This window comes from Alkalinema pantanalense CENA528 (assembly GCF_050753345.1).
GTDB classification, from domain to species: domain Bacteria; phylum Cyanobacteriota; class Cyanobacteriia; order Leptolyngbyales; family Leptolyngbyaceae; genus Alkalinema; species Alkalinema pantanalense.
In genome coordinates this window covers 33,564-47,500 of the sequence record NZ_JBLZFX010000045.1, presented here as the reverse complement: position 1 = coordinate 47,500, position 13,937 = coordinate 33,564, and the positions used below count along the sequence as shown (strand labels likewise).

General features: G+C 48.5%; 11 protein-coding genes. 3 read left to right on the top strand and 8 right to left on the bottom strand.

Annotation, left to right across the window (positions count from 1 at the left end; genetic code table 11):
- Positions 1–87: 87 nt before the first annotated feature.
- Both ACN4EG_RS15570 and ACN4EG_RS15565 read right to left on the bottom strand, forming a co-directional pair.
- The gene (locus ACN4EG_RS15570) at positions 88–1,209 is read right to left on the bottom strand and encodes an ABC transporter permease (RefSeq protein WP_431630751.1); all 1,122 of its coding nucleotides are present in this window, start codon (positions 1,207–1,209) and stop codon (positions 88–90) included.
- Between the two features lie 584 nt (positions 1,210–1,793).
- On the bottom strand, positions 1,794–2,195 hold the full coding sequence (locus ACN4EG_RS15565) for a response regulator (RefSeq protein ID WP_431630750.1): 402 nt from the start codon (positions 2,193–2,195) through the stop codon (positions 1,794–1,796).
- Between the two features lie 1,229 nt (positions 2,196–3,424).
- Here ACN4EG_RS15565 and ACN4EG_RS15560 point away from each other — a divergent pair.
- Positions 3,425–4,477: a putative bifunctional diguanylate cyclase/phosphodiesterase gene (locus ACN4EG_RS15560; protein WP_431630748.1), complete on the top strand. Its 1,053-nt coding sequence runs from the start codon at positions 3,425–3,427 to the stop codon at positions 4,475–4,477.
- Between the two features lie 16 nt (positions 4,478–4,493).
- Here ACN4EG_RS15560 and ACN4EG_RS15555 read toward each other — a convergent pair whose 3' ends face one another.
- Together ACN4EG_RS15555 and ACN4EG_RS15550 are read right to left on the bottom strand one after the other, a co-directional pair.
- Positions 4,494–5,459 (bottom strand): ROK family protein, encoded by a 966-nt coding sequence (locus ACN4EG_RS15555; RefSeq protein WP_431630745.1) that lies wholly within the window; start codon positions 5,457–5,459, stop codon positions 4,494–4,496.
- 5 nt (positions 5,460–5,464) lie between these two features.
- Entirely contained in the window at positions 5,465–5,698 is a 234-nt protein-coding gene (locus ACN4EG_RS15550; protein WP_431630743.1) for a hypothetical protein, read from the bottom strand.
- 144 nt (positions 5,699–5,842) lie between these two features.
- Between ACN4EG_RS15550 and ACN4EG_RS15545 the strand changes: the two genes are divergently transcribed.
- A complete protein-coding gene (locus tag ACN4EG_RS15545; RefSeq protein ID WP_431630742.1) occupies positions 5,843–7,954 on the top strand; it encodes an NAD(P)/FAD-dependent oxidoreductase in 2,112 nt (703 codons plus the stop codon).
- Positions 7,955–8,232: 278 nt separating this feature from the next.
- On the opposite strand, the gene ACN4EG_RS15540 is transcribed toward ACN4EG_RS15545, so the two are convergent.
- The 3 genes from ACN4EG_RS15540 to folK all read right to left on the bottom strand — a co-directional run bounded on the left by ACN4EG_RS15540 (position 8,233) and on the right by folK (position 10,123).
- A complete protein-coding gene (locus ACN4EG_RS15540; RefSeq protein WP_431630741.1) occupies positions 8,233–8,832 on the bottom strand; it encodes a hypothetical protein in 600 nt (199 codons plus the stop codon).
- A 20-nt stretch (positions 8,833–8,852) separates the two neighbouring features.
- Positions 8,853–9,407, bottom strand: coding sequence for an NUDIX hydrolase (locus ACN4EG_RS15535; protein ID WP_431630739.1), 555 nt, complete (start codon positions 9,405–9,407; stop codon positions 8,853–8,855).
- A 149-nt stretch (positions 9,408–9,556) separates the two neighbouring features.
- Positions 9,557–10,123, bottom strand: coding sequence for a 2-amino-4-hydroxy-6-hydroxymethyldihydropteridine diphosphokinase (folK, locus tag ACN4EG_RS15530; RefSeq protein WP_431630737.1), 567 nt, complete (start codon positions 10,121–10,123; stop codon positions 9,557–9,559).
- Between the two features lie 224 nt (positions 10,124–10,347).
- On the opposite strand from folK, the gene ACN4EG_RS15525 reads away from it, so the two are divergent.
- Positions 10,348–11,559, top strand: coding sequence for an IscS subfamily cysteine desulfurase (locus tag ACN4EG_RS15525; RefSeq protein ID WP_431630735.1), 1,212 nt, complete (start codon positions 10,348–10,350; stop codon positions 11,557–11,559).
- Here the strand turns inward: ACN4EG_RS15525 and pcrA are convergent.
- Positions 11,519–13,891 carry a DNA helicase PcrA gene (gene pcrA, locus ACN4EG_RS15520; protein WP_431630733.1) on the bottom strand — a complete coding sequence of 791 codons (2,373 nt, stop codon included), beginning with the start codon at positions 13,889–13,891 and terminating at the stop codon, positions 11,519–11,521. The genes ACN4EG_RS15525 and pcrA overlap by 41 nt on opposite strands.
- Positions 13,892–13,937 lie beyond the last annotated feature (46 nt).

Here is a 13,937-nt window from a genome sequence, read left to right as displayed (position 1 = left end):
GGCTTGGTACACTGAACGTAATCAATTGCAAAAGGCAGTAGATTGGCAGTTTACTACTGCCGATGCTCGGATTCGACTGAAGCGCCTCTATCCACAAATTGAAAACTGACAGTCCACTAGTCCAACACAAAGCAAAATGCTGGGAACATAGCCCAAAATTGACATCCACAAAGCTTGTTCAATAATTACGCGGTAGATTACCCAATTGGACGCACCCATTGCCTTAAGAGTTCCAAATTCACGGATGTGATCGGCAACAGAGGAATACAAAATTTGTCCGACCACTACCATGCCGACAATAAAACCGACGGTAGCCCCTAAGCCAAGGATGAATCCCACACCGGTTCGCTCTTCCCAATAATTCCGGGTTATGGCAGCCATTTCCTTGCGGGTATGGGCTTCTGTGCCAGGTAAGGCATCCCGTAAACGCTGTTTAAGCAGATCAAGATTTTCGCCAGGTTTGGCCCGAATCAAAATATAAGTAATGGGATCGCCTAAATTTAATCGAGCAGGCGGTTGAATGTCTCCTACCTTCTGGCCCAAGGGCCGATTCTGAAAGCGGTTAGTGCAGTTGAGTTCTCCGTTGCTTTGACGAGTACAAGTGATGGAACTCGAGAGTTCTGCGGTACCGTAGGCATTAGCTGTTTCTAGGGAAGCAAAGAGAAAGGGACTAGAGGCATTGGATTGCACATCATCCAAAAATCCGACCACCGTAGCAGGTAAAAATCCGATGCTGCCTTGATCGCGAACTTGCTGAAGCCCCAGAGATCGACGGCTATCTTGATCTAGCATGACGGTGTAGGGCTGCTTGAGGTCTTCGATCTTGCCCTGCAAAATTTTCCACCCTGCAAAGAGTTGCCCATCGGGATTAAAGCCAAAAATTCTCACAGGAGCCAGTTTGCCATTGGCATCTCGCCAGCGTCCAGAGCGAAGGAGTAGAACTTCTGCCCGATCGACCCCTGACACTTTTTCAGCTTGGGTGAGGTAGTCGGCGGGTAAAGCAGACGTTAGCTCAAAGTAGACCATTTCCTGGGAGGTCACCCAAAGATCAGCCGTGGTGTGATCAACCACGATCGCCGTCGATCGGCTAAACCCTTTCAGAATGCCTAGCTGGATAGTCACTAGGCTCACAGCAAACATAATCCCAGCCTGAGCAACCAAAAAGCGGGGAATGTCTTCGAATAGGTTCTTGCGGGCGATAGATGCCATAGTGGGGGTAACCGACAGAAAGGAAACCAGCTAACCAAGTCAGCCCTGTAATTTAGTGTATCGAGTGCTTCAGTGTCTCAAGTAATTTGATGTCTTGAGTACTGAGTGTATTGAATACTTAGTATATCGAGGACCTTATCTCAGAAGCATGTCGATCTTATGAAGGCGTAGTTTCACAGTGACCGACTGTGGACAGAGAAGCATAACAAGCTTGACCAGGGTACACTGAATTGGTTAGTGAAACCGGATCTCGATCGACGCTCTCTAAATCTCCCACTCTATTAGCACAACTTAACTAGACCAATTTTTGCAGTGAGCGCAGTGTATTCCCCCCGTGAGTTAGGCAGACAAAATTAGTTGGGCCTGCTTGTTTAACGGTTTAACACAGTCAGGCTCAAGATAACTGTTCAGAAGCTACTGGTAAACCCCTCAACTGTAAGTCACCTAAAACCCAGCGCTTTAAAGTTTCAAGCTTTAAACATCACTTTTAAGACGATTGTGATCGATTCAAAATAAATATTTTGCCAAAGTAATGAAATCACCTTGGTTCTTCCAGTCTTTGCAGAAAGGCAAGAAATAATCAACTATAAAATTTTTCCACCTTCATTGGAAGGTATCCATCCCAACACGACTTCAATTTGACTAGCCAAACTTCCTGGATCAAATGGCTTAATCAAAACCGCTTTTGCTCCAAATTCTAAATATTCTCGTTGAGATGCTACTTTAACAGTTGCCGTCAGCATAATTACGGGAATATTTTGCGTCCTAGGATTGGAATGGAGATTTTTAAGCGTTTGCAAACCATCCATCCGAGGCATAGCAGCATCCAGTAAAATTGCATCTGGAAGACTGGCTTCCGCTATTTCAATTCCTTCTTCCCCAGAAGTTGCCGTTAGGACATCCCAAGTATTAGTAATTTGTAGGCAAATCTTGGCGATTTCGCACATGTCTTCTTCATCGTCAATCACTAAGATACGCTTCAACATAGTCATCAAACTCCAATTCTTTTAAAGCATGTTTCGTGTTTTTTGATTACAAACAAAGCGAACAAAAAGTTAATTGATGTGGGTAATTAATAAAGAGTGATGAAGTCCGTGAAAAGAGTCTGACAATCAGTTAGTCGCATAGGATTTCACACACAATGTCCAGAAAAACTCGTATCTAACTAGGAGAGATCATCAATCTTAGAAAATTTAACATCGGTGTTATCAACGACATGAAATTAAATAATGAAATCATCTGCACTTGCATAATGAAACTGATAACTCCATAGACTCGGCAACCTACGGCAAGAAATATCGCACTACTAAGAAGTTTTCCATAGACTCACTCTCATCCAACCAGTTTTTTGTAGGCGAAACTCTCGAATAAAGCTTTTAGACCCAGCGATCGGACACAAATGTACAAGGAGCAGCGAATCTTGACTATTCAGAAACATAAGGCAAAAGAGTGGACTTCAGGTAAACAGGTTGATCATCAACGTATTGATCCATAGTGAAGATTTATCAGCAAATGCATTAATGACAAATGCTACTCAGTCATCTTTCTGTAGCTTCTTAAACACCAAGACTCGGTTGCACCAGGATGGTAGGAGATGCTTATCAAGGAGACTACAGTCAGTCATCCCTGGTCTAACCTTGATTATTCCCCACAAATAATCAAAACTTGACTCAATCATTCATTGGATTGAGACCAGTTTATCGGAATCTTCACCATGGCTTCACCTTGGTTTTATATTTTAACCCAACGGTTGTTCGAGCGAATTCTTGTGCGATTGGGATTGAGCTTTGGGTCAGTGCCATCAGTGCTATATTTTAATTTATTGGAAAAGTAAAATAGATCGGAAAATTTTCACGCTTATTCCATTTTTAATCGATAATCTGCTCTTCATGGGCTATATAGCTTCTCATCGCTGGAGACTCAGGCAAGTCTAAGTGCTAAAGCGGCCCTGAAAAGGTGGCTGAAATGACTGAGGTATGACAATGACTGAAGCAAGGGCTATAAAAGACATACCCCTAGGAACCCACCAATGTTGAAAGTTGAGATTACCACCGTTACGAAAAGGTCAGTAATTAACTTGATGACGATCGCAGTGGACTAGCAACTACGATCGTCATTCCAACCCGCCTCACTCTGGTTATCAGTGTCCGCCTAGATGACTTTCATAACAAGGAATGAACGAATGATCGGTAAACTTTCAGAAACAGTTGCTCAAATGCCACAACCTATTCAGGATGAAGCCAATAACGGTAGACCTGAGGCATTGCAGGATCCCATCGCTTTAATTAGTCATGAATTACGGACGCCCTTGAACTCTATCCGAGGCGCACTCGGGCTGCTCCACGACGGTAAGCTCAATGCCCAGTCGCAGCAGGGGCAAGCCTTACTCGGTATGGCGTTGCGTAATATCGATCGCCTGATTCGCCTTGCAGAAGCAATTGAAAAAGAAACTGTTCCAGTAGTGACAATTTGGACAGAGTCAGACATGGAACAGTTTCACCTAGAACGAGAGTTTGAACAAGCTTTACAAAATCAAGGATTGGAGGTTTTCTATCAACCGATCGTGGTTTTGCAAACCCATGAGGTCATTGGATTTGAAGCATTAGCTCGTTGGCGACATCCCCAGCGAGGCTTCATTTCACCTGCGGTCTTTATTCCGATTGCAGAGCGTATGGGGGTGATTCAAGAGGTCGATCGCTTAGTTCTGCGCACCGCCTGCCATCAACTGAAGGTGTGGCAGCAACAATTTCCAGCGCTACAAGCCCTGACAATGAGTGTAAATCTTTCTGCGCTTCAGTTATCACAGCCGGATTTGGTGCCCTATGTTTCAGAGGTTCTACAGACAACGGGGATTGCGCCCAGCGATCTGATTTTAGAAGTTACGGAAAGTGCGATTTTAGAAAATCCAGAGACAGATGTGGAAGTGCTGCAGCACTTGCGGGATCTGGGCGTACAACTGGCGATCGATGACTTTGGCACAGGGTATTCCTCCCTCAGCCGACTGTATGCCTTGCCGATTACGGAGTTAAAAATCGATCGCTCCTTTATTTGTAATCAGCAGTGGCAAATGATTGAAGGCATTACCCGGCTGGCGGCCAGCTTGGGGCCAGAGGTTGTAGTCGAAGGCATTGAAACTGAAACGGAATTGAATGCATTACTAAAAATTGGTTGCCAAAAGGCCCAGGGATTTTTCTTTGCACGGCCCATGGATAAGCATGGTGCAGAAACCCTGTTGGCCACAGGAAGAACTTCGGTGGCGTTGATCTAACCGCGATCGTGATTCTTTATTCCAGGGCGGACTTTGTCGAAAGATAGCGATCGATCGCCAACTTGGCCGCCCCCAACATACCTGCTTGGTTACCTAATTCTGCCCGGAGCAGTCGTAGGCCATCCCGTGAAGTGGACATCACCCGCTGTTCAATTTCTCTCCAGGCAGCGGGAAAGAAAAACTCACTACTGTCACAAATACCACCGCCAATAATGACTGCATCAGGCGTCAGGACATAGATCAAACTGGTGAGGCCGATGCCAAGATCCCGCCCATAGGCTTGCCAGAAGGTTAAAGCCTCGTAGTTCCCCGATCGGGCCAGTTCAAATAGTTCCGCAGGGTCTTTGCCCGATCGCCGCTGAATGGCTGCGATCGCAAGATGCTGCTCTAGGGAACCGCAATTACCACTCTTACAGGGATGGCCTTCAGGATCCATAGAGATGAGGCCCAGTTCCCCCGCAGCTCCGTGGCGGCCCGTGAAAAGTTTACCATTGATGAAAATTGCGCCACCGACTCCGGTGCCCAAGGTCAACAGGATCATATTCTGAAACGATCGGCCTGCGCCTAACCACGCTTCTCCTAAACCCGCACAATTGGCGTCATTTTCAACGATTGTGGGGCGACCCGTCTTGGCTTCTAACCAGGCGGCAACGGGAATGTCAATCCAGTGGGGAAGATTGATGGCAATGCGGGCAACTCGACCAGATCGATCGGCGGGGCCAGGAGTGCCAATGCCAATGGCGACTGCGCTACGCTGCGGATCAATTTGGGCAATGCCTTCGCAGACTGCTGTGAGGGTAGGTTCCGGCTCAGCAGGTTGGGGCGTTGGCAAGGTTAGGGTTTGCAGACATTTGCCCGTTACCGTAAATCGCCCTAACTTAATCGCAGTCCCCCCGAGATCAATTCCCAGGACTTGGGTATCGGTCAAACGGAGCGATCGCTCCACCTCTAAGGCAGAATCCAAGCAAACAGAATCCAACACCGTCATTACGCCAACTTATCCCAAGCTTGGGCCACAATATCGAATAACCAGCGACGCTGCTGAGGATCCAACAAGGAATCATCGGCTAATACTTCTGCTTTTACGTCATCTAAGCTTTGACCACTGGCTCGCGCATTTTCAATTACCCCTGCGATCGCTTGGGCCAATAACTCATCGTTGACAGGTTGCTGGCGCAACGATGCCAAATTTCGAGAGTTCCGGGGAATGGGATAATTCATAGGAGATGCGAAGACGCCTTAGAATCAAGATGAAGAAGTGTAAATATTTCTCAGCTATCTGATTTGGTATCAGGAGTTTAGCTCATTTTGGCGACCTGTCAACCCCATTGCCCTCGGTAAATGATCGGAGTTTTCATACCGCAAATGAAAGAAGTTCTCTACCTAGAAATCCCCCAACCCAAAACCGATGCTGTGCGTGACTGGCTGCGGAACACCTACAAACCTCTAGCCGGCCAGAAAACGGCGACTCCGAACGGCTGCCGGGTGGCGATCGGGATGGGAGAACTTGCGATTTTTGTGTGGCATGTCCAGCGCACAACCTATTTAAAGATTTTTCGTTGGGCAGACAAATCTTTGCCCCAGGAAAAAGCCATCCTGACCCATCTCAATACAGCCCTTCGATCGGCCTTTCCGAATCAGTATCCTGCTCCCCCAAAAATTGATCTGTCCCAGCAGAGTATTTTTGAGTCCTTGGCGGCGGATTATCCGGAAACGGTGAAATATTTCCAAAAAATTCCCAATGGAGAATACGATCTGACACGGGTGTATTGGTGGGAGCAACGCTGGCGGGAAGGGGTACACAATCCCCAAACGCCGAAGCAGGTGATCTTTGAACGATCGCAGGACAATTCTGAGCCTACAGGGACGCTGAGCAAGACGACGCCGGACTATGACCTCATCTATGTCGGTGGGGCATTGGGGGTGGTTCATGCGGCGGTGATGGCCCAATTAGGCTATCGGGTGCTGTTGTTGGAGCGGCTACCCTTTGGCCGGATGAACCGAGAGTGGAATATTTCCCGCAAGGAATTTCAAAGTTTAATTGACCTAGGTTTATTTACAATTGAGGAATTTGAATCAATTATTGCGGCGGAGTATGTCGATGGATTCCATAAATTCTTTGATGGAAATAATCCGCCTCAGGCCCGATCGAGTGTTCTGCATACGCCAACGGTGTTGAATATTGCCATCGATGCGGAGAAGTTTTTGCGGTTGTGCGGGGAAAAATTGACGACAGCAGGGGGAGAAATTTGGGGTGAAACGGAGTTTCAGAGGGCAGATATCGATCGCACTTGCGTGACGATTCAGGCGATCGATTTACCGACGAAAACGACTAAAGTAGCCACTGGAAAACTGTTGGTGGATGCGATGGGCACGGCTTCGCCGATCGCGTGGCAGTTGAACGGGGGACGGGCCTTTGATAGTGTGTGTCCGACGGTGGGCGCGATTATTTCCGATGGCTTTGAGGATGGGGTGTGGGATTCGCAGTATGGCGATGTGCTCTTCAGCCATGGTGACCTCTCCAAGGGGCGGCAGTTGATTTGGGAACTGTTTCCTGGGGAAGGTAAGGATTTAACGTTCTATCTATTCCACTATCACCAAGTCCATCCCGACAATCCCGGCTCATTGCTGGAGATGTATGAAGACTTTTTCACGATTTTGCCGGAATATCGCCGTTGCGATATGGATAAGCTGGTGTGGAAAAAAGCCACCTTTGGCTACATTCCTGGCCACTTCAGCAGCAATGCCAGCGATCGTACGGTAGCATTCGATCGATTAATCTCGATCGGGGATGCAGCTTCGTTGCAGTCTCCATTAATTTTTACGGGGTTTGGATCGCTGGTACGGAATTTAGGACGGTTAACCCATCTGTTAGATATTTGTCTCAAGCACGATTTGTTAACTACAAATTACTTGGATCAAATTCGGGCTTACCAGAGTAATGTTTCGGTCACTTGGCTCTTTTCTAAGGGCATGATGGTACCAACTCACGATAACATTCCACCCTATATCCCCAATGCGTTGCTCAATACATTCTTTGAAGTGTTGGCACGGCAGGAACCAACTGTTGCCGATAACTTTATTAAAGATCGGGCTAGTTGGCTAGATTTCAACAAGATGGCGGTGACGGCGGCAAAGATGAATCCGGCGCAGTTAGCTTGGATTTGGCGGGTGACGAAGGTGCAGGAATGGGTACAGTGGTTTGGCAGTTATGTGAATTTTGCGTTGAGCGCGATCGTGGGTTTCCTATTGGGTGGCTGGTTTCCAGGGTTGGTGCTGGGGCAACAGGCTTGGTTGGAGGCGCGTTATCCCAGCCTGTGGCTCTGGCTGGTGGCGCGGGCCTATGATGTGACCTATGGGTTGGGTAAGCCGCAACGGATGCCGAAGGTGGAGCTTCAGCAGTTGGGCAAGCTGCCGGGACAATCGTCGATCGGGTCTACAATGCCGCCGAGGGAGCCACAAACGACGGCACGGTAGTGGAGATGGATGTGTATTTCAATGGATGGGTGAGGTAGCACGGGTTATGCAGAATAGCCTGCTGCCTCCAGAACCCAAAAGAGTATGTGGCACTCGATCGGCTTAAACGCAATGATCTCTATAGTGGAATATCCAGTCATGGGTAATGCACTTACGCAAAGAACAGAGAAAAATAACCTGAAGCTAGCAGGTTCCTGCTACGAAGCTTCCAACGAAGCCTGATTATTCTCCATTCTTTGAGAAATAAGACTCTCCCATAGATCTCTCCGGACTATTGTTCAATAATTTCGTATATACACGCCTTTGGGTAAAGATCGTCCTTCATCAATCATGCTTAATCCAAAGGGTACTGTGAATTGGCATTTTTTAGAAACATTGGAATCCAGTAGGGGCAACTCTTCTGGTTGAAAAAGGTTAAGCAAGAAAGATAAGATTGTTTGCCACCACGGTTGCTCCTTGTTTTTTTCCTGTAATCCACCCACCATTTCTCCAAAGCGCAGGGGGATTTTCTGTTTGTGATGCGTATGGATTAGTTGTAAAGCGGCTAAGTGCTCTTGATAAGCTAAATTTTGTGGCTCTGATCTGCGACTGCCCCGTGGAGATTGGTAATTGATGTGGATTGACAGTTTTTGGCAAGATTGATAAAAGGCTCCTTGGTCAATCGGCTTTAACACAACAGTAGCCCTATCCGAAGCTTGTAATACCTGTTCAACATACACGTTCCAAATACCGCCCCCCGCCGTGCTAGAAAGTTGAAAAAGAACTACAAAACAAGTGGAAATTGTGCCAGTTTGGAGAGTGAACGAAAGAAAAGATTCCTTACAGCTACGATCGTTGAGATTTGTAGCTAATCTTTGCTTGGGAAATCCGCTTAGCATTGTCCTGCTGCTGTCTTAGCTTATTGACTCATCAACATCGATCGGGCAATGACAAAGGCAGAAATTGATTTCGCATCCGCCAAATCTCCCGACAGAATTGCCTGTTCCACTTCCTCCGGTGTCATCAACACCACTTCAATATCTTCATCATCATCCTGCTCCGGCGGTTGCTCCAACTGCTCTAAGCCCTTGCCCAGAAACGCATAGATAATTTCATCGGAATAACCCGGAGCCAGGAAAAATTCTCCCAGCTTCTCAATTTCAGCAGCCTTGTACCCCGTTTCTTCCTGAATTTCTCGTTCCACCGTTGCGGCGGGATCTTCCCCCTCTTCCACCGTTCCTGCTGGAAACTCCAGGATGCGCGACTTCACCGTAAAGCGATACTGCCGCACCAACACCAGCTTGCCCTCCGGCGTCACTGGGATCACTAACGCCCCACCGGGATGACGCACACATTCAAACTCTCCCTCGACCTTATTGGGCAACCGTAGGCGATTGACTTCATAGGCAAACTTGCGGCCTTGATAAAACAGCTTACGACGCAGCAATTGGGGCGGTTCAGAACCAAAGGGCATAGTGTTTAATCAACCTAAAATGAATAAGGAAAACAAAGAAACATAAGTTTCAACGAAACACAAGTTCCAAAGAAACGCAAGTCTCACTGAATTCTAAGGGCAAAGCGCAGAAATTCTCAACCATATCGCAGAGAACCTGGATCGTACCCCTAAATACCCAATTCTTTCGCCAGAGCATGGGGATCATCCGGGGAATTATTCCACTTTTCCACACCGCTACAGTTAATAGCCGCTAGCAATTCTGCCACCGATCGTCCCGTCACGGGATCAATCCAATCCGCCGCGATTTCTGCCAATGGCACTAAAACAAACGCCCGTTCTGCCATTCTGGGGTGGGGTAATTCCAGCGTCGGGGTGGTTAAAATGACATCTTCAAACAGCAACAGATCCAAATCTAAGGTTCGCGCGCCCCACCGTTCTCGCCGCACCCGACCAAACTGGTTTTCGGTATGCAGCAGTTGCGTCATCAATTCCTGCGGTTGCAACTGGGTTTGCAGCAGGGCACAGCCGTTGAAATAGTCTGGCTGCGGTGGCCCCACAGCTTGGGTAAGATACCATGACGATCGCGCCTGTACGTGGATGCCGGAGGTTTTCGCCAGCATCGTTAATGCCGACTCCAAAATTTCTAAGGAGTTGCCTAAATTGCTGCCCAGGGCGATCGCGCACCGTGAAATCGCGCACCGTGAAATCGCGCACCGTGAGGCGGTAGTAGCCATGGTCTAACCCGTTTTCACAAAAGGATAAACTCCACTTTATAGCGCGATGGCCTCGCTTGGACCCTACCTGGGACAACCCAGTCCTAGGAAATTCCTGTAGGATGGTCACAGCGTGGAGTTGCGGCCAATTCTAAGGCCAGTTCTACGGCCAGTTCTACGGCCAGTTCTAACGGTCAGTTCCACATTTATTCCTGCCAGTTCCCTATCATTGTTATTCTGCTGCCATGCCCGATCGCCCGATCTATCTCGACTGCCATGCGACTACGCCCGTAGACGATCGTGTCTTCGAGGCGATGAAACCCTTTTTTACAGAATTTTTTGGCAATCCCGCTAGCGTTACCCATCAGTATGGTTGGGAAGCAGAAGCAGCGGTGAAATTAGCTCGGGCAACAGTGGCGGAAGCGATCGGGGCAACGCCTGAGGAAATCATTTTTACCAGTGGTGCAACGGAAGCGAATAACTTGGCGATTAAGGGTGTGGCGGAACGTTATTACAGTCAAGGTCGGCATATCGTCACGGTGGTAACGGAACATAATGCGGTACTGGATCCCTGCCGCTATTTGGAAACTCTAGGGTTTGAAGTTACGACTCTGCCGGTTCAACCTGATGGCTTATTGGATTTGGCGCAATTAGAAGCGGCATTACGATCGGATACGCTTTTAGTTTCCGTCATGGCTGCAAATAATGAAATTGGCGTGCTGCAACCGATCGCAGAAATCGGCCAACTCTGCCACGATCGCCACATCATTTTCCACACCGATGCCGCCCAAGCGATCGGGAAAATTCCGCTAAATGTGCAAACGATGCAGGTGGATTTAATGTCTCTGACAGCCCATAAGGTCTATGGCCCTAAGGGAATTGGAGCGCTGTACGTGCGGCGGCGCAATCCACGGGTGACCCTGGCGGCCCAACTGCACGGCGGCGGCCACGAACGGGGACTGCGATCAGGAACGCTATATGTCCCGCAAATTGTCGGCTTTGCCAAAGCGGTGGAAATTGCCTTAGCTGTTCTCCCGGAGGAATCCCAACGGATTCGCCACCTGCGCGATCGCCTGTGGTCGCGATTGCAAACGTTGGATGGCTTGAATCTGAATGGTGATTTTGAACAACGGCTATCGGGAAATTTGAATATTAGCATTCCGGGTGTGGAAAGTACAGCATTGCTCTTAGCCTTGCAATCTACGATCGCTGTTTCCTCCGGTTCCGCCTGTACTGCCGCTAAAATTGCGCCCTCCCACGTTCTCACAGCCTTAGGTTTAGCCGATGACCTCGCCTTTGCTTCCCTTCGCTTTGGCATCGGTCGATTTAACACCGAAACGGACATCGATCGGGCGGCTCAAGCGGTGATCTCAGCCGTCAACGCCTTGAAACAGTCTCTACCCACTTCAGAACACCCTACTGCACCTTGCGAATCGGGGCAATTTTGGGATCGATAATTTTGTGACCCGCTTGGGGAAACTTCACGCCTAAATTGACCTTAGCACCATTGCCAAATACATGGCTCACCTGCCCCGTGCCAAATGCCTCATGCACCAACTTATCGCCCACTTTCCATTCCTGGGGGGGATTGTTCCGGGCTTTGAAGGTTGAACTGGCTGCGGCTTTACCCGCTACTTTGCCGCTTTTGGCTGTGCCCTGACTTAGCCGCGATGGAATGGCAGAGAGGGTATTGCTTTCTAGTAATTCCTTGGGCAATTCTGCTAGGAATAGCGACGGCATCGCAGGTTCCCGGTTGCCGTAGAGCCGCCGCTCCCGCGCGTAGGAAATAAACAGCCGTTCCTGGGCACGGGTAATGCCCACATAACACAACCGCCGTTCTTCCTCGATCGCGGCGGGATCATCCAACGATCGATAACTGGGAAAGAGTCCCTGTTCCAATCCCACCAGAAACACGACGGGAAATTCCAACCCCTTTGACGAATGCAACGTCATCAACGAGACAACCTCATCTTCATTATTTTTGTCGTCTAAATCTGAGGCCAAAGCTGCACTAGCCAAAAATCCCGTTAATGTCCGATCGTCTTCGCTGTCTTCTTCAAATTGCAAGACTGCGTTATATAACTCCTGCACGTTTTCCATGCGATCGATGGCTTCATCCGTGCCCTGCAGTTTCAGATCCTCTAAGTAACCGGATTCCTCCAACAAGTTTTGCACCAACTCTGAGGCAGACATCTGATCAAGCCGCTGACGATACTTTTGAATCAACCCTGAAAACGCTAAAACCCCTTTTGCAGAACGACCTGCCAGGGTTTTCACTGAAGTTTCATCGCTCAGGATTTCCCACAGGGAGGTTCCTAATTCCGTGGCGGCTCTGACTAACGATTCGATCGTGGATTTGCCCACCCCCCGTTTTGGCGTATTAATCACCCGCAGTAAACTCACCGTGTCGGCAGGATTAGCCACCGCGCGTAAATAGGCCAGTACATCCTTAATTTCTTTACGATCGTAGAAGCGCAGTCCTCCAATGATTTTGTAGGGCACGGCGGCGCGGCGGAGGGATTCTTCTAAGGCACGGGATTGGGCGTTGGTGCGGTAGAGAATAGCAAATTTACCCCAGGTTAGTTCTGGATTGGTGCGCTCTAAGCTCTGAATTTGCCGCACTACAAATTCCGCTTCATCGACTTCGTCTTCGCAACGGTGGCAGTAAACCGCTTCGCCCTCGCCACGGGTTGCCTTGAGAATTTTGTCGATGCGTTCGGTATTATTTTCGATCAACGCATTGGCCATTTCTAGAATGTTAGCCGTCGATCGATAGTTTTCCTCCAGCTTCACCATCGTCTGCGTTTCCACATCGCCCTTACGATCACCGAAGTCCTCCTGGAAGCCCATCAGAATCGTGAAATCCGCTGACCTAAAGGAGTAAATCGACTGATCCGCGTCTCCCACAACAAAGATCGATCGATGACTCCAATCCTTGAATTTGCGGGGAGATGCACCATTTGTAGTTAATTGCTGTAGCAAATCGTATTGCGTGCGGTTGGTGTCCTGATATTCGTCTACCAAGATGTGACGGAAGCGTTTATGCCAGTAATCTCGAACCTGTTCATTCTGCTGAAACAGCTTAACGGGTAGCCAGATTAAATCATCAAAATCTAATGCATTATTCTCCGCTAGTCGATCGAGGTAATGGTTGTAGACATCGGCAATTACCCGACCACGAAAATTTGCTTGCTCTCGCTCTAAATCCGCTGGAGATAAGCCTTTATTTTTAGCATTGCTGATTGCGTAGCGAACATTGCGGGGTTCGAATTTCTTATCATCTAAATTGAGTTTATTGACGATGATGTCTTTAATCACACTTTGAACATCTGACTCGTCAAAAATGGAAAAGGTTTTCGTCCACTTCCGCCCCTTCTCGTCGGTGTATTTGTCGATGTCGAACCGCAGAATTCGGCAACAGAGGGCATGGAACGTGCCAATCCACAGATCTTTGGTAATGGTTTTGTAGACCTGCGATCGCAGCTTGGTCTGTTCGTACTCCGGCAGGGCATTCAAGGGTTTTCCGTGGGTGGCTTGTGCTTGCTGATCGGCAAACAGTCGCTCAATCCGATCCTTCATTTCCTTAGCGGCTTTGTTGGTGAAGGTGACGGCAAGAATATTTTCTGGATCCACGTGATGGGTCAGCACAAGGTTGGCGATGCGGTAGGTCAAAGCCCGCGTTTTGCCTGAGCCAGCCCCGGCTACGACCAGCAGTGGGCCGCAGAAATGTTCAACAGCTTGCCGTTGGGACGGGTTAAGGTGGGCCAAAAAGTCCTGAAACTGAGCCATGGTTGCAGAAAGAACGAGAAACAGACCAGATCATCACAATAGCGTT

Coding starts and splice junctions, on each gene's coding strand:
- ACN4EG_RS15545 (WP_431630742.1), top strand. CDS start 5,843: ATGAAAGAAGTTCTCTACCTAGAAATCCCCCAACCCAAAACCGATGCT.
- ACN4EG_RS15525 (WP_431630735.1), top strand. CDS start 10,348: ATGCCCGATCGCCCGATCTATCTCGACTGCCATGCGACTACGCCCGTA.
- ACN4EG_RS15565 (WP_431630750.1), bottom strand. CDS start 2,195: ATGTTGAAGCGTATCTTAGTGATTGACGATGAAGAAGACATGTGCGAA.
- folK (WP_431630737.1), bottom strand. CDS start 10,123: ATGGCTACTACCGCCTCACGGTGCGCGATTTCACGGTGCGCGATTTCA.
- ACN4EG_RS15560 (WP_431630748.1), top strand. CDS start 3,425: ATGCCACAACCTATTCAGGATGAAGCCAATAACGGTAGACCTGAGGCA.
- ACN4EG_RS15535 (WP_431630739.1), bottom strand. CDS start 9,407: ATGCCCTTTGGTTCTGAACCGCCCCAATTGCTGCGTCGTAAGCTGTTT.
- ACN4EG_RS15570 (WP_431630751.1), bottom strand. CDS start 1,209: ATGGCATCTATCGCCCGCAAGAACCTATTCGAAGACATTCCCCGCTTT.
- ACN4EG_RS15540 (WP_431630741.1), bottom strand. CDS start 8,832: ATGCTAAGCGGATTTCCCAAGCAAAGATTAGCTACAAATCTCAACGAT.
- ACN4EG_RS15550 (WP_431630743.1), bottom strand. CDS start 5,698: ATGAATTATCCCATTCCCCGGAACTCTCGAAATTTGGCATCGTTGCGC.
- pcrA (WP_431630733.1), bottom strand. CDS start 13,891: ATGGCTCAGTTTCAGGACTTTTTGGCCCACCTTAACCCGTCCCAACGG.